Below are 19,959 nucleotides of genomic sequence, written 5' to 3'. Positions count from 1 at the left end.
GAATGGCGACATCCAGGTCATTGAGTTTTCGGGTATTTTTCTCACATCAAAGTTCATTCGTGACGAATTCCCGGTCGAATGTCAAGCAATTCTGTTGCCAGAATGACGAAAGCGCACACTGTACCTGATAAAATTCGTTACGCAACTTTATTAGCATGCAAAAGCAAATCCCGCCAGCCAGCCCCTGTTTCTTATCCCCTCGGATAACAGGGAAAATTTGCCCCCGAAGCGACCCAGGCGTAGACTATTGTCACTGTTTAAGGAGTGGAATATGCAGAATACGACCCAACCCATTGACCGAGCTTCATTGCTTATCGAAGCAAACAAACTCATTCGCGACCATGAAGACACCCTGGCGGGAATTGAAGCGACTGGCGTGGAACAACGTAATGGCGTGCTGGTGTTCAGCGGTGAATACTTCCTTGATGAACAAGGGCTACCCACCCCGAAAAGCACCGCCGTGTTTAACATGTTTAAATACCTGGCGCATACCCTCTCAGAGAAGTACCACCTGGTCGATTAAAACGAAAACGCGAGGCATCTGCCTCGCGTTTTTCTTTACAGCAGCGGCTTTTGTCCGCGCTGCAACCAGCGTAGCAGCAGGCGATCCGCGCTTTCTGCCGCGCTATTGGTAAAACGGTCGAGCAGGCGCTTACGTCGGGTGAAGCGCACCCCCACCAGCTCACGGCCTTCCATCAGGTTGAGCAGGAGGTCGTCGCTGGTACCCACCTCATCCACCAGCCCTTTCTCCTGCGCCTGCGTGCCGTACCAGTGCTCGCCCGTAGCCACCTGCTCAATGTCCAGCGTTGGGCGCATGCGGTGCACGAAATCTTTGAACAGATGGTGGGTTTCGTTCAGATCTTCCCGGAATTTCTGCCGTCCCTCTTCGGTATTTTCGCCGAGCAGCGTCAGCGTACGTTTGTACTGACCCGCCGTATGCAGTTCGATGTCGATCTCTTTATTTTTCAGGAAACGATTGAAGTTAGGGATCTGCGCGACCACCCCAATCGAGCCGATAATGGAGAACGGTGCCGCGACGATTTTATCCGCCACGCACGCCATCATATAGCCGCCACTCGCCGCGACCTTATCTACCGCAACGGTGAGTGGGATCTGTTTATCCCGCAGACGTTGTAACTGCGAAGCCGCCAGTCCATACCCATGCACTACGCCGCCCGGGCTTTCAAGGCGTACCACCACCTGATCCTGGGCTGTCGCCACGGCCAGCACCGCCGTCACTTCTTCACGCAGAGAGGAGACTTCATGCGCATCCATGCTACCTTTAAAATCGAGCACATAGACGCGCGTTTTTGCGTCAGCCTGTGGCGTGGCGAGCTTAGCTTTCGCCTTCGCGGCTTTGGCGTCCTGCTTATGTTTTTTCTTCTGGGCTTTTAGCCACAACTTCTGTTGATGATCGTCAAGCAGCGCCAGAGACATCTCCTCCTGCATCTCTTTATACTGCTCGCTCAGGCGGGTAATGCGTAACTCACCACGCTGACGCTTACGCTGCGTCAGGTTGACAATCAGGACGGCAATCACCGCGACAGCAATAACCACCGTCGCGATTTTGGCCAAAAACAACCCATACTGAGAAAGTAATTCCACGCGTTCCACCTTGATTTAACCACGAATCTTTCACGCCAGTGTACAACAGCCCTGCGCAGGCGTCTCGCTCTGGACATTACCTCTGCGAGGCGGCTTCAGGAATCCCCCGCTTCTGGTTTAAATCTTTGCAAATTGTTAATTTCCCAGCGTTCTGTCCTGTAGACTGATTGAATTCTGACGCTGTTTCGGGCATAAAGCCGAAAAGTCATAAATAAAGGTGCAAGTCACGCCCAATGCGCCTGAGGAGCCACCGTGCATTATCAGCCACAAAAAAACCTTCTACAGAACCGCATCATTCTGGTTACCGGTGCCAGCGACGGGATTGGTCGCGAAGCGGCGCTGACCTATTCTGAATACGGTGCGAGCCTTATTCTGCTGGGACGTAATGAAGAAAAGCTCAAGGCCGTCGCCCGTGAAATCGAAAACGCCGGCGGTACCCCCACGCCCTGGTATACGCTCGATCTGCTGACCTGCACGCCAGCGTCATGTCAGGCCCTTGCCCAGCGGATCAGCACACATTATCCGCGTCTGGACGGCGTACTGCACAACGCGGGGTTACTGGGCGAAGTGCGCCCGATGGATGAACAGGATCCGGAAATTTGGCAACAGGTGATGCAGGTTAACGTCAACGGGACGTTTTTCCTGACCCAGGCCTTGCTTCCTTTATTACTCAACTCCGATTCCGGCTCGCTGGTATTTACCTCCTCCAGCGTGGGGCGTCAGGGGCGTGCGAACTGGGGGGCTTACGCCGTCTCAAAATTTGCCACCGAAGGAATGATGCAGGTGCTGGCCGAAGAGTACCAAAGCCGCCACCTGCGGGTTAACTGTATTAATCCAGGCGGTACGCGCACCAAAATGCGCGCCAGCGCCTTCCCGACAGAAGATCCGCAGAAGCTTAAAACCCCGGCCGATATCATGCCCCTTTACCTGTGGCTGATGGGTGACGACAGCCGTCGCAAAACCGGAATGACCTTCGATGCCCAGCCAGGCCGCAAACCGGGGATATCGCAATGAGTGATGATCGGCATCAGCAGCGCCAGCAGCGTCTGAAAGAACAGGTTGATGCACGCGTGGCGGCCGCTCAGGACGAGCGCGGTATCCTCATCGTGTTCACCGGCAACGGCAAAGGCAAAACCACCGCCGCATTTGGGACCGCCACCCGCGCAGTCGGGCATGGGCAGAAAGTGGGCGTGATCCAGTTTATCAAGGGTGAATGGCCCAACGGCGAGCGTAATCTGCTCGAGCCGCATGGCGTTGAGTTTCAGGTAATGGCAACCGGTTTTACCTGGGATACCCAGAACCGGGAAACCGATACCGCAGCCTGCCTCGCCGTCTGGGAGCATGCCAAAAGAATGCTTTCAGACCCGTCGCTGAACATGGTGTTGCTGGATGAGATCACCTATATGGTGGCGTATGACTACCTGCCGCTGCAAGCCGTGCTGGAGGCCCTCAGGAACCGCCCTGCACAGCAAACGGCGATCGTCACGGGGCGCGGGTGTCATCGGGACATTCTGGAGTTGGCCGATACCGTCAGCGAGCTGCGTCCGGTTAAGCATGCGTTCGATGCGGGTATCAAAGCGCAAATTGGGATTGATTACTGAAAAAAAAGCCCGGTATATTCACCGGGCTTTTCAATTAACCGTTGTTATTACGGCTGCCAGAGCGGCGATTGCTGCTGACCTGGCTATGACGTTTCACCGCACGGCGGATTTGATTCGCCTTCATGCGACGACGATCTTTCTCTACCGCCACTTTCGACGTGGTTTCTGGCGTCAGGCCAACCAGATCGCGCAGGTAGTTGGTTTGCGTCAGATCCAGTTCGGTATAGCCGCCACGTGGCAGGCCTTTCGGCAGCAGAATGTCGCCATAGCGGACGCGAATCAAGCGACTCACCTGGACACCGACCGCTTCCCACAGTCGACGCACCTCGCGGTTACGTCCCTCTGTCAGGGTAACGTTGTACCACTGGTTAATGCCTTCACCACCGGTAAACTTGATGGTTTTGAACGCCGCAGGGCCGTCCTCCAGCTGAACACCACGCGACAGGTCGCGCAGTTTGTTCTCATCAACCTGGCCGAAAACACGAACGGCGTATTCACGTTCCACTTCACGACTCGGGTGCATCAGACGGTTTGCCAGTTCACCATCGGTGGTGAACAGCAGCAGGCCACAGGTGTTCACGTCCAGACGGCCTACGGCAATCCAGCGGGCGCCACGCAATTTTGGCAGACGGTCAAACACCGTCGGGCGACCTTCCGGGTCGTTGCGGGTACACAGTTCGCCTTCCGGCTTGTAGTAAGCCAGTACGCGGCAGATCTGTTCAGCAGACTCTTTCACGGAGATAAGATGGCCGTCAATGCGGATCTTCAGCCCCGGTACGATTTCAACGCGGTCACCGAGCGTGGCGATTTTACCGTCCACACTCACGCGGCCTGCTTCAATAATGGCTTCGATTTCACGGCGCGAACCGTGGCCGGCGCGCGCCAGCACTTTCTGTAACTTCTCGCTCATTGAGCTTCCTCAGGTGTCGCCTTCACAGGCGTCGAATCAGGTCAAAAGCAGGGCGGCGCCCTGCTTTGATGGCCGCGTAGTATATCTGCTTACACCCTTACAAGAAAGGCTTAACATCGCCCACGCCTTCACGAATCACTTCTGGCGCGTCTTCGGTGAGATCCACCACGGTGGTCGGCTGCTGACCAAGATAGCCGCCATGAATAATCAGCTCCACCACCTTCTCCAGACGATCTTTGATCTCTTCCGGGTCGGACTCGGTAAACTCACTGCCCGGCAGCATCAGCGATGTGGAGAGCATCGGCTCGCCGAGGGTTTCCAGTAGCGCCTGGGCAATCGGGTTCGACGGCACGCGCATGCCGATGGTTTTACGTTTTTCCTGCAACAGACGACGCGGCACCTCTTTTGTCCCCTTCAGAATGAAGGTGTAGTTACCCGGCGTGTTGTTTTTAATCAGACGAAAGGCCACGTTATCAACATAAGCATAGGTCGACAGCTCAGAGAGATCGCGACACATCAGGGTGAAGTTGTGGCCATCCGGCAGCTGGCGGATGCGACAGATGCGCTCCATCGCCCCTTTATCCTCAATTTTACAGCCCAGCGCGTAGCCAGAATCGGTTGGGTAGACAATAACGCCGCCTTTGCGGACGATCTCCACGGCCTGATTAATCAGACGTGGCTGGGGGTTATCCGGATGGATATAGAAAAACTGACTCATACTTCCCTCTCTTCAATTTGCTGTGGCTGTTCCCAGAGCTGCCAGACAGGCTCAACGCCCGCGGGTAACCAGAGCTTGCGCCCCAGTTCAATCCACGCGCAGGGCTGATGGAAATCTGAACCCTGTGACCCAAGCAGACCAAACTGACGGGCGTAGGTCGCGAGCTGCGAACGCTCATTGGGTGCCTGCTGACACTGGGCAACTTCCATCGCCTCACCGCCGCATTCGGCAAAGTGTGCCAGCAGTCTTTTCAGCCATTTAGCAGAAAGATTATACCGCCCCGGATGGGCCAGCACGGCCTTACCGCCAGAATGATGAATCACATCAATAGCTTGTTTTATTGTACACCACTGTGGGGGAACGTATCCGGTTTTCCCGCGCGCCAGATACTTTTTAAAGACATTCGCCATGGTCGTCGCCTTACCGGCATCCACCAGAAAACGGGCGAAATGGCCGCGCGTCACCGCCCCACCGTTCGCCAGCGTTCGCGCGCCTTCCAGCGCACCGGGAATATGCGCTTTTTCCAGACGTTCGCCAATCATCTCCGCGCGTTGATTGCGGCGTGTTTTTTGTTCTTGCAAAAAAGCACGTATGGCCGGATGTTCTGTATCGATATTCAGGCCAACGATATGAATTTCGTGGTTTTCCCAGACCGTCGAGATCTCAACCCCGGCCACCAGATCCAGCGCCAGTCCGCTGCGGGCAATCTCGGCGCGCGCGGCAGGAATGCCGTCAGTGGTATCGTGATCGGTTATTGCCAGCGTGCCGACACGCATTTCAACGGCGCGATGGACCAGAGCTTCGGGTGTCAGCAGGCCATCTGAAGCCTGCGTATGGCTATGTAAATCATAAATTACGGCGTAGGTGATATCGCTCAAAGCACTTCCCATAACAGGTTGGAGACATCCGAAGCCCCTATGATACCGACTAACCGTGAAATACTGAAATCAGGGGTTGACAACACGCCATCGAACTAGTTAACTAGTACGCAAGTTCACACGAGAAAGGTATCTGAAAATGACAGCACATTTCGCTCTGCACGGTTGGTGGCGTACTTCCTGATCTTCGGGCAGTGTCACACGTCTGCGATAAGCAAACAGATACCCGGCCCGCTCCTAAGCGGGCTTTTTTTTGAACAGAATATGAGAACAACAACATGCAAACAGCCAAACCCCACCTCGAACTACTGACCTGCGAGGCGGCCTATCGCCATAACCCTACCGCGCTGTTTCATCAGGTGTGCGGCGCACGTCCCGCGACGCTGCTGCTGGAGTCAGCTGATATCGACAGTAAGGACGACCTCAAAAGCCTGCTGCTGGTTGACAGCGCGCTGCGCATTACCGCGTTAGGTGACACCGTCACTATCAGGGCGTTGTCTGACAATGGCGCGTCGCTCCTGCCGCTGCTGGATGCGGCGCTGCCTTCAGGCATTGAAAATGAACGCCACCCGGACCTGCGTATTCTGCATTTCCCGCCGGTGAGCCAGCTGCTGGATGAGGATGCCCGCCTCTGCTCGCTCTCCGTTTTTGACGCCTTTCGCCTGCTGCAAAATCTGGTGGCCGTGCCGGAAGTTGAGCGCGAAGCAATGTTTTTTGGCGGGCTGTTTGCTTACGACCTGGTTGCTGGCTTTGAAGATTTACCGGAAACCGAGCAGGGAAACCGCTGCCCGGACTACTGTTTCTACCTGGCCGAAACCCTGCTGGTGATCGACCATCAGAAAAAATATACCCGCATCCAGGCCAGCCTTTTCACTCCGTCTGAGTCTGAGAAAAATCGCCTCGCGCAGCGCATCGCCCAACTGCAACAGCAGATGTCAGAAGCACCGCCCGCGCTCCCGGTGCAGCGTGTTGAAAAGATGACCTGCGAGGTGAGTCAGACCGACGATCAGTACGGCGCGGTGGTACGTCAGATGCAAAAAGCGATTCGTGCCGGGGAGATTTTCCAGGTAGTGCCGTCCCGTCGCTTCACACTGCCCTGCCCGTCGCCGCTGGCGGCTTACGATGTGCTGAAAAAGAGCAACCCAAGCCCGTACATGTTCTTTATGCAGGACAATGATTTCACCCTGTTTGGCGCGTCGCCGGAAAGCTCCCTCAAGTACGACGCCACCAGCCGCCAGATTGAGATCTACCCGATAGCGGGAACCCGTCCACGCGGCCGTCGTGCCGATGGCTCCCTGGACCGCGATCTCGACAGCCGCATCGAACTTGAAATGCGTACCGACCATAAAGAGCTCTCCGAACACCTGATGCTGGTTGACCTGGCGCGTAACGATCTGGCACGTATTTGCACCCCAGGCAGCCGCTACGTGGCGGACCTGACCAAAGTCGACCGCTACTCCTTCGTCATGCACCTGGTATCCCGCGTGGTGGGTGAACTGCGCCACGACCTCGACGTTCTGCATGCCTACCGCGCCTGCATGAACATGGGCACCCTGAGCGGCGCGCCGAAAGTCCGCGCCATGCAGCTGATCGCCGAAGCGGAAGGACGCCGTCGCGGCAGCTACGGTGGTGCCGTGGGCTATTTCACCGCTCACGGTGACCTTGATACCTGCATCGTGATCCGCTCCGCCTACGTTGAGGACGGCATTGCCACCGTCCAGGCCGGGGCCGGGATTGTGCTGGATTCTGTTCCGCAGTCGGAAGCCGACGAAACCCGCAGTAAAGCGCGCGCGGTACTGCGCGCCATTGCTACCGCACACCATGCACAGGAGATTTTCTGATGGCTGACATTCTGCTGCTCGATAATATCGACTCCTTTACCTACAACCTGGCAGATCAGCTGCGTGCGAATGGTCACAATGTCGTTATCTATCGCAACCACGTTCCGGCCCAGACGCTAATTGACCGTCTGGCGACCATGCAAAACCCGGTGCTGATGCTCTCCCCGGGCCCAGGCGCACCGAGCGAAGCAGGCTGTATGCCTGAGCTGTTGACCCGTATGCGCGGCAAGCTGCCGATTATCGGCATCTGCCTCGGCCACCAGGCGATTGTCGAAGCCTACGGCGGTTACGTGGGTCAGGCGGGGGAGATCCTCCATGGTAAAGCGTCAAGTATTGAACATGACGGTCAGGCGATGTTTGCCGGTCTGCCGAACCCGCTTCCGGTAGCGCGTTACCACTCGCTGGTCGGCAGCAACATTCCGGCCGGGCTGACCATTAACGCCTCGTTTGAAGGGATGGTGATGGCGGTGCGTCACGATGCGGATCGCGTCTGCGGGATGCAGTTCCACCCGGAATCTATCCTGACGTCCAACGGCGCGCTTCTGCTGGAGCAAACGCTCGACTGGGCGCTACAAAAGCTGGAGCAGACCAACACCCTGCAACCGATCCTGGAAAAACTGTATCAGGCTCAGACCCTGAGCCAGCAGGAGAGCCATCAGCTGTTCTCCGCCGTCGTGCGCGGCGAGCTGAAGCCTGAGCAGCTGGCCGCTGCGCTGGTGAGCATGAAGGTACGTGGCGAAAGCCCGCAGGAGATCGCCGGCGCGGCAACCGCGCTGCTGGAAAATGCCGCCCCATTCCCGCGCCCGGACTATCCGTTTGCCGATATTGTCGGGACCGGTGGCGACGGCAGTAACAGTATCAATATTTCCACCGCCAGCGCCTTTGTGGCCGCTGCATGCGGTCTGAAGGTGGCGAAACACGGCAACCGCAGCGTGTCCAGCCGTTCAGGATCGTCCGACCTGCTGGCGGCTTTCGGTATCAACCTGGACATGAACGCCGAGCGTTCCCGTGAAGCGCTGGATGACCTGGGCGTCTGTTTCCTGTTTGCGCCGAAGTATCACACCGGTTTCCGCCACGCGATGCCGGTTCGCCAGCAGCTCAAAACCCGCACGCTGTTTAACGTGCTCGGTCCACTCATTAACCCGGCGCACCCGCCGCTGGCGCTGATTGGCGTTTACAGCCCGGAACTGGTCCTGCCGATTGCGGAGACGCTGCGCGTCCTCGGTTACCAACGCGCCGCCGTGGTACACAGCGGCGGGATGGATGAAGTTTCCCTGCATGCGCCCACGCTGGTGGCGGAACTGAATAACGGCGAAGTGCTGAACTATCAGCTTGAGGCCGCTGACTTCGGGTTGACCCCGTACCATCAGGACGCCCTGGCGGGCGGCACGCCGGAAGAAAACCGTGACATTCTCACGCGCTTATTACAAGGTAAAGGTGAGGCCGCCCATGAGGCCGCCGTGGCGGCCAACGTAGCCATGCTGATGCGTTTACATGGCGAGGAAGATCTGAAAGCCAACGCCCAAAAAGTTCTGGACGTACTGCGCTCCGGTGCAGCTTACGATCGCGTTACCGCACTTGCGGCAAGAGGGTAAATAATGCAGACCGTTTTAGCGAAAATCGTCGCCGATAAGGCCATCTGGGTGGAAGCCCGTAAGCAACAGCAGCCGCTCGCCAGTTTTCAGAATGACGTCGTTCCGAGCAGCCGTCGTTTTTATGATGCGCTCCAGGGCGCGCGTACCGCGTTTATTCTGGAGTGTAAAAAAGCGTCTCCGTCCAAAGGCGTGATCCGCGACGATTTCGACCCGGCGCGTATTGCCGGTATCTACAAGCATCATGCGTCTGCCATTTCTGTGCTGACGGATGAGAAATATTTCCAGGGCAGCTTCGATTTTCTGCCCGTTGTCAGCGGCATCGCGCCGCAGCCGATTCTGTGCAAAGACTTTATTATCGACCCGTATCAGATCTGGCTGGCGCGCTTTTACCAGGCCGATGCCTGCCTGCTGATGCTCTCCGTTCTGGATGACGAGCAGTATCGCCAGCTCTCCGCCGTCGCGCACAGCCTGAATATGGGCGTGCTGACCGAAGTGAGCAACGAAGAGGAGCTGGAGCGCGCCATCGCGCTGGAAGCCAAAGTGGTCGGCATTAACAACCGCGACCTGCGCGACCTGTCGATTGACCTCAACCGTACGCGCCAGCTTGCGCCGCGTCTGGGCGCGGGCGTCACGGTGATCAGCGAATCCGGGATTAACAGCTACGCTCAGGTGCGCGAACTCAGCCACTTTGCCAACGGTTTCCTGATCGGCTCCGCGATGATGGAACACGACGATCTTAATGCGGCCGTGCGCCGCGTGCTGTTGGGTGAGAACAAAGTCTGCGGCCTGACCCGTGCCCAGGATGCGCAGGCCGCATATGAAGCGGGCGCAATCTATGGTGGTCTGATCTTTGTCGAGTCCTCTCCTCGCGCAGTAAATGAAGAACAGGCGCGCAAGGTGATCGCGGCTGCGCCACTGAGCTACGTGGGCGTGTTCCGCACAGCGGATATTAACGACGTTGCGGCAAAAGCGGACGCGTTATCCCTGAGCGCGGTCCAGCTGCACGGCGATGAAGATCAGGCGTACATCGATGCTCTGCGACATGTTCTGGCGCCTCAGGTTCAGATCTGGAAAGCGCAAAGCGTTGGCGCCACCCTGCCCGCGCGTAACCTGAAGCATGTTGATAAATACGTGCTCGACAACGGCCAGGGCGGCACGGGGCAGCGTTTTGACTGGTCACTGCTGCGTGGCGAAGTGCTGGACAATGTCCTGCTGGCAGGGGGATTAAGCCCCGATAACTGTGTGGAAGCGGCCAAAACCGGCTGCGCCGGCCTCGATTTCAATTCAGGCGTAGAGTCCCAACCGGGCATTAAAGACGCCAGCAAGCTGGCATCGGTATTTAAAACTCTGCGTGCATATTAAGGAAGAGAAGATGACGACATTACTTAACCCGTATTTTGGTGAGTTCGGTGGGATGTATGTCCCACAAATCCTGATGCCCGCGCTGCGCCAGCTGGAAGAAGCGTTCGTGAGCGCACAGAAAGATCCGGCGTTTCAGGCGGAGTTTACCGACCTGCTGAAAAACTACGCCGGTCGTCCGACGGCGCTGACAAAGTGCCGCAACCTGACCGAAGGCACTAAAACTACGCTGTATCTTAAGCGTGAAGATCTGCTGCACGGTGGCGCGCATAAAACTAACCAGGTGCTTGGCCAGGCGCTGCTCGCGAAGCGGATGGGTAAAACCGAAATCATCGCCGAAACCGGCGCGGGACAGCACGGTGTGGCCTCAGCGCTCGCCAGCGCCCTGCTCGGTCTGAAATGCCGCATTTACATGGGGGCGAAGGACGTTGAGCGCCAGTCGCCAAACGTGTTCCGTATGCGTCTTATGGGGGCGGAAGTGATCCCGGTGCACAGCGGTTCTGCCACGCTGAAAGATGCCTGTAATGAAGCGCTTCGCGACTGGTCTGGCAGCTACGAAACCGCCCACTACATGCTCGGTACCGCCGCGGGCCCGCACCCGTTCCCGACCATCGTGCGTGAATTCCAGCGCATGATCGGCGAAGAGACTAAAGCGCAGATCCTCGAAAAAGAGGGTCGCCTGCCGGATGCGGTGATCGCCTGCGTTGGCGGCGGATCTAACGCCATCGGCATGTTTGCCGATTTTATTGACGAAACCAGCGTTGGGCTGATTGGCGTTGAGCCTGCCGGCCACGGCATTGAAACGGGCGAGCATGGTGCGCCGCTGAAGCATGGCCGCGTGGGTATCTACTTCGGCATGAAGGCCCCGATGATGCAGACCGATGAAGGGCAGATTGAGGAGTCTTACTCGATCTCTGCCGGGCTGGATTTCCCGTCCGTAGGGCCGCAGCACGCGTTCCTGAACAGCACCGGCCGCGCGGATTATGTCTCCATCACCGATGACGAAGCGCTGGAGGCCTTCAAAACGCTGTGCCGCAATGAAGGGATCATCCCGGCGCTGGAGTCTTCCCACGCGCTGGCGCACGCGCTGAAAATGATGAAGGAAAACCCGGAAAAAGAGCAGCTGCTGGTGGTAAACCTTTCCGGTCGCGGTGACAAAGATATCTTCACCGTTCACGATATTCTGAAAGCACGAGGGGAAATCTGATGGAACGCTACGACAACGCATTTGCACAACTGAAAGCTCGCCAGGAAGGCGCCTTCGTTCCCTTCGTGACGCTGGGCGACCCCGGCCCGGAGCAGTCGCTGAAGATTATCGACACCCTGATTGATGCCGGTGCCGACGCGCTGGAGCTCGGTATTCCGTTCTCCGATCCGCTGGCGGATGGCCCGACCATTCAGAACGCAACGCTACGCGCGTTTGCCGCGGGCGTGACGCCGAGCCAGTGCTTTGAAATGCTGGCGGCGATCCGTCAGAAGCACCCGACCATTCCGATCGGCCTGCTGATGTACGCCAACCTGGTGTTCAGCCGCGGTATTGATGCGTTTTACGCAGAGTGCGCCCGCGTGGGCGTTGACTCCGTGCTGGTGGCTGACGTGCCCGTTGAAGAGTCTGCGCCATTCCGTCAGGCGGCAATGCGCCACAACGTCGCGCCGATTTTCATCTGTCCACCGAATGCCGATGACGATCTGTTGCGCCAGATTGCCTCTTACGGACGAGGTTACACCTACCTGCTCTCCCGTGCGGGCGTCACCGGTGCGGAAAACAAAGCCGCGCTGCCGCTGCATCATCTGGTGGAGAAGCTGGCAGAATACCATGCTGCACCGCCGCTTCAGGGCTTTGGCATTTCTTCACCGGATCAGGTTACTGCGGCGATTGACGCGAAAGCCGCCGGAGCCATTTCCGGTTCGGCTATCGTGAAAATTATCGAGAAGAACGTGGATAAGCCAGAGCAGATGCTGGCTGAGTTACACGCATTCGTCACATCCATGAAAGCGGCCACGCGCAAGGCGTAACCGTTAACACCGTCTGGCCCCGGCGTCAGGCGGTTTTCCCTTCTCTCTTCCTGAAAGAAGCAGGTCAAAATTGATCCTGTCGATATTTTCGGTGTGAATGACTTTCCAAACTTTCGCGTAAGCGTATGATCTGGGCTCTTTTTAGCGTTACCCTTCTGAGTTCAGAGGTTATTCATGTCATGGCATTCCTTCAAACAGACTTACCTGGTTAAGTTCTGGTCACCTGTTCCGGCCGTTATCGCGGCAGGCATTCTCTCTACTTATTATTTCGGTATTACCGGCACCTTCTGGGCTGTTACGGGCGAGTTTACCCGCTGGGGTGGGCAGCTATTACAGCTGGCAGGCGTCCATGCCGAAGAGTGGGGCTACTTCAAACTGATCCATCTTGAGGGCACACCGCTGACCCGCATCGACGGGATGATGATCATTGGCATGTTCGGCGGCTGTTTTGCGGCCGCGCTGTGGGCCAACAACGTTAAGTTGCGCATGCCGAAAAGCCGCATCCGCATTATGCAGGCCGTGGTCGGCGGCATCATTGCCGGGTTTGGCGCCCGCCTGGCGATGGGCTGTAATCTGGCCGCGTTCTTTACCGGTATTCCGCAGTTCTCGCTGCATGCCTGGTTCTTTGCCGTCGCCACCGCCATCGGCTCCTACTTCGGTGCTAAATTCACCCTGGTGCCGCTGTTCCGCATTCCGGTGAAAATGACGAAAGTTAGCGCTGCCTCTCCGTTAACGCAAAAACCCGATCAGGCGCGTCGTCGCTTCCGCCTCGGTATGCTGGTCTTTTTTGCCATGGTTGCCTGGGCGATTTGCACGGCGATGAATCAGCCAAAACTCGGCCTGGCCATGCTGTTCGGCGTCGGTTTTGGTCTGCTGATTGAACGCGCGCAGATCTGCTTTACCTCCGCGTTTCGCGATATGTGGATCACCGGACGAAGCATGATGGCGAAGGCGATCATTGCCGGTATGGCCGTGAGCGCGATCGGCATCTTCAGCTACGTTCAGCTCGGCGTGGAACCGAAAATCATGTGGGCGGGCCCAAATGCCGTCATTGGCGGGCTGCTGTTTGGTTTTGGCATCGTGCTGGCGGGCGGGTGTGAAACCGGCTGGATGTATCGCGCTGTGGAAGGCCAGGTGCATTACTGGTGGGTGGGTCTGGGTAACGTGATTGGCTCTACCATTCTGGCCTACTACTGGGATGACGTCTCTCCGGTACTGGCAACAAACTGGGACAAGGTCAACCTGCTGAATACCTTTGGTCCACTCGGGGGGCTCCTGGTGACCTACGCCCTGCTGCTTATCGCCTTCTTACTGGTTGTTGCACAAGAGAAGCGCTTCTTCCGACGCGCCACCGCCAAAACTGAAACTCAGGAGAATGCCGCATGAAAGAGATCGTGCCTGATTATCGTCTCGATATGGTGGGTGAACCTTGCCCTTACCCGGCCGTCGCCACGCTTGAAGCGCTACCGCAGCTAAAGAAAGGTGAAATTCTGGAAGTGGTGAGCGTTTGCCCCCAGTCGATCAATAACATTCCTCTTGATGCCAAAAATCACGGCTATACCGTGCTGGATATCCAGCAGGACGGACCAACCATTCGTTATTTAATTCAGAAGTGACTTCACGATCGAAAAAGGCCTCTCAGAGGCCTTTTCTAGTTTACTGGCTTTGGCCACCGTCGTCGTCTGAGCTTCGGCAGGCATGAATGAATGGTGAGACGTGTTCCGCAAACGGAACAGATAGCACCGTGAGGTAGGCTATGTGCTGGGCTGAACGTCGTGAACTGAAACTGTTTACCTGCACAAACCGGACACTCAAATTTGATGTTGGGGATATCCCCTCCAGCCAGGTGTATGGAACAACCACCATACAGCAATCACCGGCTGACAGGGGATATATCTTCTGTCAGAAACGATAGCCTGCTGAGAACATAAATACCCACGGATCCAGTCGGGTATTGATACTTTGCTGCTGCCCGCCAGCTTTAAAGCGCACGTCCGTATCAATGTCCATATACCAGACCGAGGCGTTGATCAGCCAGTCACGGTTAATCAGATAATCCAGACCAACCTGCCCCGCCATACCCCACGAGTCTTTCAGGCTGAGATCGGAGAGCCCGGCCTTTTTACCGGTATCGTTAAATTTCTCATCAAAGAAGGTGGTGTAGTTAACCCCTGCACCAATATAAGGGCGCACCTTGCTGCTGGAATCGCCGAAGTACCACTGCGCCATCAGCGTTGGTGGCAAATGGTGAACCGTGGCAATGTCCCCGGTCGGTCCTAAACCGACGCGGTGACGGAATGGCGTGGCGGCTAAAAGCTCGACGCCAACGTTATCCGTTGCCATATACGTAAACGTCAGGCCTAACTGGGTGTTATTGCTGACGTTAAACCCGCCCATACCCAGTACATTATCAGACCCTTCCGTTGGACGTACCGTTGCCGAACCGGCACGAATAAAGAATTCGCCTGCTTCATGCGCGTACGCGCCGCCAGAGAGACTGCTTAAGATAAGGGCTGCCACCGCTAATTTTTTCATATCCGCTCCATCGTTGTGGTTTTAATTGCGGAGGAGAATATACTCACAAATGAGTAATAAGTGATCTAACACAGATCACATTAAAACCAGTAAGTTAACATTCATTGATCTAGGTTAATTTTTGGTGACGCCTCATAAAGCAATAAGTTGTTACCGCGTCAATTTTTGGCATTTCATGGTTACAAAATTTTCTGTTTTCCCTCTCTTGCGCTTCCTGTAGCGGCTGGATAATTTATCGCTCTCACAATGTGATTTGATGCGTTCTACTTTTGCAGGTGTGCCATGAGTGATCATAACCCGTGCATGACGTGCGGAGCCTGTTGTGCGTATTTTCGAGTCTCGTTCTACTGGGCTGAAGCCAGCGATGGCGGCGGCACCGTTCCGGTTGATCTCACTGAACCCTTAACCCCTTTTCTGCGCTGTATGCGCGGCACCAACCAAAAACAGAGCCGCTGTGTGGCACTGCAAGGTGAGCCTGGGGTATCCACCCGCTGTTCCATTTACGCGGATCGCCCCAGCCCGTGTCGCACTTTCGCGATGTCGGGAAAGGATGGGCAGGTCAATGAGGCATGCAATCGCGCCCGCGCCCGCTATGGATTACCGCCGCTTTACAAAGATATGCTTTTCCATACAAGCCTTGATGCTGCCACCAGCGTGTTATCCGGTGTACAATTGCCGGCTAATTAACACCTGCAATACTCAAGGAGAGTGCATGTCTATCACGGCGAAGTCTGTCTACCGTGACACGGGAAATTTTTTCCGCAATCAGTTCATTACCTTTTTACTGATCGCGTTGTTGTGCGCCTTTATTACGGTGGTGCTGGGTCATGCGTTCTCACCCAGTGATGAACAGATTGCCACGCTGAGCCAGGGGGAAAATCTTGCAGGCAGCGCAGGGTTGTTTGACCTTGTGCAGAATATGACGCCAGAGCAACAGCAAATCTTGCTGCGCGCATCTGCGGCATCTACCTTCTCGGGCCTGATTGGCAACGCCATTCTGGCGGGTGGCGTGTTGCTGATGATCCAGCTGGTGTCTGCCGGCCAACGCGTCAGCGCGTTACGTGCAATCGGGGCCAGCGCTCCGGTGCTGCCAAAACTGTTTATCCTCATCTTCCTGACCACGCTGCTGGTCCAGATGGGGATAATGTTGGTTGTCGTTCCGGGCGTGCTGCTGGCTATCGTGCTTTCATTCGCGCCAGTAATGGTTGTGCAGGACAAAATGGGCATTTTCACCGCCATGCGCAGCAGCATCAGGCTCGCATGGGCCAATATGCGACTGGTCGCCCCGGCCGTTATCAGCTGGCTGCTGGCCAAAACTCTGCTGTTGCTGTTTGCGCCGAATTTTGCGGTGTTAACGCCAAACGTCGGAGCGGTTGTCGCCAATACGCTGAGCAATCTGATTTCAGCCGTGCTGCTGGTCTATTTGTTCCGCCTGTACATGTTAATTCGTCAGTAACTGGGATCGCAGAATGAAGCAGTTTCTTGATTTTTTACCGCTGATCGTATTTTTCGCTTTTTATAAGCTGTACGACATTTATGCCGGCACGCTGGCGCTGATTGTGGCAACGGCTGTGGTGCTGATTTACAGCTGGGTTCGCTATCGCAAAGTTGAAAAGATGGCGCTCATCACCTTCCTGATGGTGGCGGTGTTTGGAGGTCTGACGTTGTTCTTCCACAATGATGAATTTATCAAATGGAAGGTCACGGTGATTTACGGCCTGTTTGCGGGCGCACTCCTCATCAGCCAGTGGGTGATGAAGAAGCCGCTGATCCAGCGCATGCTGGGGAAAGAACTGACCCTGCCACAGGCTGTGTGGGGGCGTCTGAATATCGCCTGGGCGCTATTTTTTATTCTGTGTGGTCTGGCGAATATCTATATCGCATTCTGGCTGCCGCAGAATATCTGGGTCAACTTCAAGGTGTTTGGCCTGACGGCGCTGACTCTTATCTTCACCCTGCTCAGCGGCGTTTATATTTATCGCCACATGCCGCAGGATGACAAGCACTGATCCCTCTGGCCAGATCGCCACGCGGTCTGGCCTCTTTTCCCGCCTTCTCTTTTCTCTACATCCTTCCTGCGAAAATGTCTGAATCATGAAGATTTTATGGAGTTTGCTGTCACTTTATTGTAATGAGAATGACTATCATTAATATTCGTCATCGCATTTTTAACAAATGGAAATGAGTTGATGAATAACATAATAAGATTTGCCCCGGCTACACTTACGCTCGCCATTCTTTCAACGCTTTATCAGAGCGCACACGCAGCGGAAGATCCTCTCGCCGATGGTGAAACAATGGTTGTTCAGGCCACCGCTGAAGAGGCGCTGAAGCAACAGCCGGGGGTTTCCATCATCACGGCAAAGGACATAGAAAAGGATCCACCGGTTAACGATCTTTCAGAAATTATTCGCAAAATGCCCGGGGTTAACCTCACCGGAAACAGCGCGACAGGCAGCCGCGGTAACAACCGCCAGATCGACATCCGCGGTATGGGGCCGGAGAACACGCTGATTCTGATTGACGGTGTGCCGGTGACGTCACGTAACTCGGTGCGCTACAGCTGGCGCGGGGAGCGCGACACCCGCGGGGATACCAACTGGGTTCCGCCAGAGATGGTTGAGCGCATTGAAGTGCTCCGGGGACCTGCTGCCGCCCGCTATGGTTCGGGGGCGGCCGGCGGCGTCGTCAACATCATTACCAAACGCCCGACCAACGACTGGCACGGCTCGCTCTCCCTGTACACTAACCAGCCTGAAAATGATAAAGAGGGAGCGACGAAACGCGCTAATTTTGATCTGAGCGGCCCCCTTGCGGGCGATGCGTTAACGATGCGCCTGTACGGGAATATCAACAAAACTGACGCAGATGCTCAGGACATCAACACCGCGCAAAACGGCTCTTACGCCGCCGGACGTGAAGGCGTGCGCAACAAGGACATTAATGCCCTGCTCTCCTGGAAACTCACGCCACAGCAGATTATCGATTTCGACTACAGCTACAGCCGCCAGGGCAATATCTACGCGGGTGATACTCAATACAGCAACAGCAACGTCAGCCCTGACGGTCTGGTGTCGTCCCTGTATGGACACGAAACGAACCGAATGTACCGCCAGTCTTATGGCATTACGCACAACGGCATCTGGGACTGGGGTCAGTCAAAGTTCGGTGTTTATTATGAAAAGACCAACAACACCCGTCTGGAAGAAGGCTCTACGGGCAAAGTTGAGGGGATGATCAATAGCGATAAATACGATACCAGCCGGCTGGAGTCATACCGTTCAACGGGTGAACTGAACATTCCTTTCTTCTGGCTGGTCGAACAGACGCTAACCGTTGGTGCAGAATGGAACCGTGATGAACTGAACGATCCGGCCTCAATGCAGGCGACAAATGTGTCGGGAGAAGTGATTAACGGCGTTCCCGGTACGGCTTCTGAGCGCAACAGCAAAAACAGCGCTGACCTCACTGGCATCTATCTTGAGGACAATATTGAAGCGCGCCAGGGCACCAACCTGATCCCAGGGCTCCGCTTTGATTATCACAATCAGTTTGGCAGCAACTGGAGTCCTAGCCTGAACCTCTCTCAGGATTTGGGTGACATGTTCAAGGTTAAAGCGGGTATCGCTCGGGTATTTAAAGCGCCAAACCTGTATCAATCCAGCGAAGGCTATCTGCTTTCCACCCGCGGCAATGGCTGCCCGAACAACGTTTCCGAAGGAAGCTGTTACCTGTTAGGTAATCCGGATCTGGATCCTGAAATCAGCGTGAACAAAGAGATTGGCCTGGCCTTTGCGCTGGAAGGCTACGAGGCTGGCATAACCTGGTTCCGCAACGATTACAAAAACAAGATTGTTTCAGGAACGGACGTGCTGGGCCAGACAAGCAGCGGCGCAAATATCCTTCAGTGGCAGAACGGAGGAAAGGCTGTTGTTGAGGGGCTGGAAGGCAACCTCACCGTCCCGGTTATCCGCGACACGCTAACCTGGCGTACCAATGCGACGTATATGATTCAGTCTGAAAGTAAGGACACCGGCAACCCTCTGTCGATTATCCCAAAATATACCGTCAACACGATGCTCGACTGGCAGGTTAACAGCAAACTTTCAGCGAACCTTAGCTGGACGATGTATGGCCGCCAGAAGCCAAGAGAAAATGCTGAAATCCGCAAAGAGCAGAATGCAATGTCAGATAAAGAGATTGGCGCCTATTCCATCGTTGGGATCGGTAGTAACTATCAACTGACAAAAGATCTCCGCCTGAATGCCGGGATCAGCAACCTCTTTGATAAGCAGATTTACCGAGAAAATGACGGTGCATCGACCTATAACGAACCAGGCCGTGCGTATTACGCCGGCGTGACACTGTCCTTCTGACCCTAAGGCGCCTGCTCGGCGGGCGCTAACCCTATTCTCTCCAGCCAGAAATCATAGTAGCATCCCGCCTGAAGTCTTCAGTTACGAGTTTAAAACAATGACAACAAATGACGCCCCACAGGGCGAACTGGTTTTACGCACACTGGCAATGCCTGCGGATACGAATGCCAATGGCGATATTTTTGGCGGCTGGTTGATGTCGCAGATGGATATGGGCGGTGCAATCCTGGCAAAAGAGATTGCACACGGGCGCGTGGTGACAGTCCGGGTCGATGGCATGACCTTTCTGCGCCCTGTCGCGGTGGGGGACGTGGTGTGCTGTTACGCACGCTGCGTAAAACGCGGCAATACGTCTGTCTCCATCAACATTGAAGTATGGGTGAAAAAAGTCTCTTCTGAGCCGATTGGTCAGCGCTATAAGGCGACGGAGGCATTATTTATCTATGTGGCGGTGGATAGCGACGGTAAGCCCCGCCAGCTCCCACGGAGCTGATCCTCAGGTAAAAAAAGCCTCCTTGCGGAGGC

21 protein-coding genes and 1 other annotated feature are annotated in these 19,959 nt (G+C 55.8%); of the genes, 16 read left to right on the top strand and 5 right to left on the bottom strand.

Annotated features, from left to right (window positions below; all coding sequences use genetic code 11):
• Positions 1 to 271: 271 nt before the first annotated feature.
• Complete coding sequence (locus tag INF61_RS12565) at positions 272 to 523, top strand: YciN family protein (protein WP_003856804.1); 252 nt, start codon at positions 272 to 274, stop codon at positions 521 to 523.
• A 35-nt stretch (positions 524 to 558) separates the two neighbouring features.
• Here the strand turns inward: INF61_RS12565 and sohB are convergent, their stop codons facing one another.
• Positions 559 to 1,605, bottom strand: coding sequence for a protease SohB (gene sohB / locus INF61_RS12560; protein ID WP_058688675.1), 1,047 nt, complete (start codon positions 1,603 to 1,605; stop codon positions 559 to 561).
• Positions 1,606 to 1,857: 252 nt separating this feature from the next.
• On the opposite strand from sohB, the gene INF61_RS12555 reads away from it, so the two are divergent.
• Positions 1,858 to 2,619 (top strand): YciK family oxidoreductase, encoded by a 762-nt coding sequence (locus INF61_RS12555; RefSeq protein ID WP_017384219.1) that lies wholly within the window; start codon positions 1,858 to 1,860, stop codon positions 2,617 to 2,619.
• The gene (gene cobO / locus INF61_RS12550; protein ID WP_023303836.1) at positions 2,616 to 3,206 is read left to right on the top strand and encodes a cob(I)yrinic acid a,c-diamide adenosyltransferase; all 591 of its coding nucleotides are present in this window, start codon (positions 2,616 to 2,618) and stop codon (positions 3,204 to 3,206) included. Before INF61_RS12555 ends, cobO begins: the two co-directional genes overlap by 4 nt.
• 34 nt (positions 3,207 to 3,240) lie before the next feature.
• Here the strand turns inward: cobO and rluB are convergent, their stop codons facing one another.
• From rluB to rnm, 3 genes are all read right to left on the bottom strand, one after another.
• Positions 3,241 to 4,116 carry a 23S rRNA pseudouridine(2605) synthase RluB gene (gene rluB, locus INF61_RS12545; protein ID WP_003856794.1) on the bottom strand — a complete coding sequence of 292 codons (876 nt, stop codon included), beginning with the start codon at positions 4,114 to 4,116 and terminating at the stop codon, positions 3,241 to 3,243.
• Between the two features lie 97 nt (positions 4,117 to 4,213).
• Positions 4,214 to 4,834: an L-threonylcarbamoyladenylate synthase gene (locus INF61_RS12540; protein WP_003856793.1), complete on the bottom strand. Its 621-nt coding sequence runs from the start codon at positions 4,832 to 4,834 to the stop codon at positions 4,214 to 4,216.
• Complete coding sequence (gene rnm / locus INF61_RS12535) at positions 4,831 to 5,724, bottom strand: RNase AM (RefSeq protein WP_047637202.1); 894 nt, start codon at positions 5,722 to 5,724, stop codon at positions 4,831 to 4,833. The genes INF61_RS12540 and rnm overlap by 4 nt, the downstream gene beginning before the upstream one ends.
• Before the next feature lie 127 nt (positions 5,725 to 5,851).
• On the opposite strand from rnm, the gene trpL reads away from it, so the two are divergent.
• The 8 genes from trpL to yedF all read left to right on the top strand — a co-directional run bounded on the left by trpL (position 5,852) and on the right by yedF (position 14,139).
• A complete protein-coding gene (trpL, locus tag INF61_RS12530; RefSeq protein ID WP_071524153.1) occupies positions 5,852 to 5,896 on the top strand; it encodes a trp operon leader peptide in 45 nt (14 codons plus the stop codon).
• Positions 5,873 to 5,967: a sequence feature (Trp leader region), on the top strand. (Overlaps the previous gene by 24 nt.)
• A gap of 23 nt (positions 5,968 to 5,990) precedes the next feature.
• Positions 5,991 to 7,553, top strand: a complete 1,563-nt coding sequence (locus INF61_RS12525) for an anthranilate synthase component 1 (RefSeq protein WP_017384222.1) — start codon at positions 5,991 to 5,993, stop codon at positions 7,551 to 7,553.
• Positions 7,553 to 9,148 carry a bifunctional anthranilate synthase glutamate amidotransferase component TrpG/anthranilate phosphoribosyltransferase TrpD gene (gene trpD, locus INF61_RS12520; protein WP_033486854.1) on the top strand — a complete coding sequence of 532 codons (1,596 nt, stop codon included), beginning with the start codon at positions 7,553 to 7,555 and terminating at the stop codon, positions 9,146 to 9,148. Before INF61_RS12525 ends, trpD begins: the two co-directional genes overlap by 1 nt.
• A gap of 3 nt (positions 9,149 to 9,151) precedes the next feature.
• Positions 9,152 to 10,510: a bifunctional indole-3-glycerol-phosphate synthase TrpC/phosphoribosylanthranilate isomerase TrpF gene (gene trpCF / locus INF61_RS12515; protein WP_017693319.1), complete on the top strand. Its 1,359-nt coding sequence runs from the start codon at positions 9,152 to 9,154 to the stop codon at positions 10,508 to 10,510.
• A 10-nt stretch (positions 10,511 to 10,520) separates the two neighbouring features.
• Positions 10,521 to 11,714 (top strand): tryptophan synthase subunit beta, encoded by a 1,194-nt coding sequence (gene trpB / locus INF61_RS12510; RefSeq protein ID WP_003856780.1) that lies wholly within the window; start codon positions 10,521 to 10,523, stop codon positions 11,712 to 11,714.
• Positions 11,714 to 12,523 (top strand): tryptophan synthase subunit alpha, encoded by an 810-nt coding sequence (gene trpA / locus INF61_RS12505; RefSeq protein ID WP_015570379.1) that lies wholly within the window; start codon positions 11,714 to 11,716, stop codon positions 12,521 to 12,523. The genes trpB and trpA overlap by 1 nt, the downstream gene beginning before the upstream one ends.
• A 174-nt stretch (positions 12,524 to 12,697) precedes the next feature.
• A complete protein-coding gene (gene yedE, locus INF61_RS12500; protein ID WP_047057107.1) occupies positions 12,698 to 13,909 on the top strand; it encodes a selenium metabolism membrane protein YedE/FdhT in 1,212 nt (403 codons plus the stop codon).
• Complete coding sequence (yedF, locus tag INF61_RS12495) at positions 13,906 to 14,139, top strand: sulfurtransferase-like selenium metabolism protein YedF (protein ID WP_193547793.1); 234 nt, start codon at positions 13,906 to 13,908, stop codon at positions 14,137 to 14,139. The genes yedE and yedF overlap by 4 nt, the downstream gene beginning before the upstream one ends.
• A 286-nt stretch (positions 14,140 to 14,425) precedes the next feature.
• Here the strand turns inward: yedF and ompW are convergent, their stop codons facing one another.
• The gene (gene ompW / locus INF61_RS12490; RefSeq protein WP_023303840.1) at positions 14,426 to 15,058 is read right to left on the bottom strand and encodes an outer membrane protein OmpW; all 633 of its coding nucleotides are present in this window, start codon (positions 15,056 to 15,058) and stop codon (positions 14,426 to 14,428) included.
• 282 nt (positions 15,059 to 15,340) lie between these two features.
• On the opposite strand from ompW, the gene INF61_RS12485 reads away from it, so the two are divergent.
• The 5 genes from INF61_RS12485 (at position 15,341) to yciA (ending at position 19,927) form a co-directional block, all read left to right on the top strand.
• A complete protein-coding gene (locus INF61_RS12485) occupies positions 15,341 to 15,745 on the top strand; it encodes a YkgJ family cysteine cluster protein (RefSeq protein ID WP_023296724.1) in 405 nt (134 codons plus the stop codon).
• A 25-nt stretch (positions 15,746 to 15,770) separates the two neighbouring features.
• Entirely contained in the window at positions 15,771 to 16,514 is a 744-nt protein-coding gene (locus tag INF61_RS12480) for a YciC family protein (RefSeq protein ID WP_015570376.1), read from the top strand.
• 13 nt (positions 16,515 to 16,527) lie between these two features.
• The gene (locus tag INF61_RS12475) at positions 16,528 to 17,067 is read left to right on the top strand and encodes a septation protein A (protein WP_003856762.1); all 540 of its coding nucleotides are present in this window, start codon (positions 16,528 to 16,530) and stop codon (positions 17,065 to 17,067) included.
• A gap of 180 nt (positions 17,068 to 17,247) precedes the next feature.
• Positions 17,248 to 19,434 (top strand): TonB-dependent siderophore receptor, encoded by a 2,187-nt coding sequence (locus INF61_RS12470; protein ID WP_032669681.1) that lies wholly within the window; start codon positions 17,248 to 17,250, stop codon positions 19,432 to 19,434.
• 97 nt (positions 19,435 to 19,531) lie between these two features.
• Positions 19,532 to 19,927 carry an acyl-CoA thioester hydrolase YciA gene (gene yciA, locus INF61_RS12465; protein ID WP_003856759.1) on the top strand — a complete coding sequence of 132 codons (396 nt, stop codon included), beginning with the start codon at positions 19,532 to 19,534 and terminating at the stop codon, positions 19,925 to 19,927.
• The last annotated feature ends 32 nt before the right edge of the window (positions 19,928 to 19,959 follow it).

This window comes from Enterobacter cloacae complex sp. P18RS (assembly GCF_014982105.1).
Classification (GTDB): Bacteria; Pseudomonadota; Gammaproteobacteria; order Enterobacterales; family Enterobacteriaceae; genus Enterobacter; species Enterobacter hormaechei_C.
The sequence above is the reverse complement of the archived record's forward strand: the minus strand, read 5'-3'. Positions and strand labels throughout refer to the sequence as shown.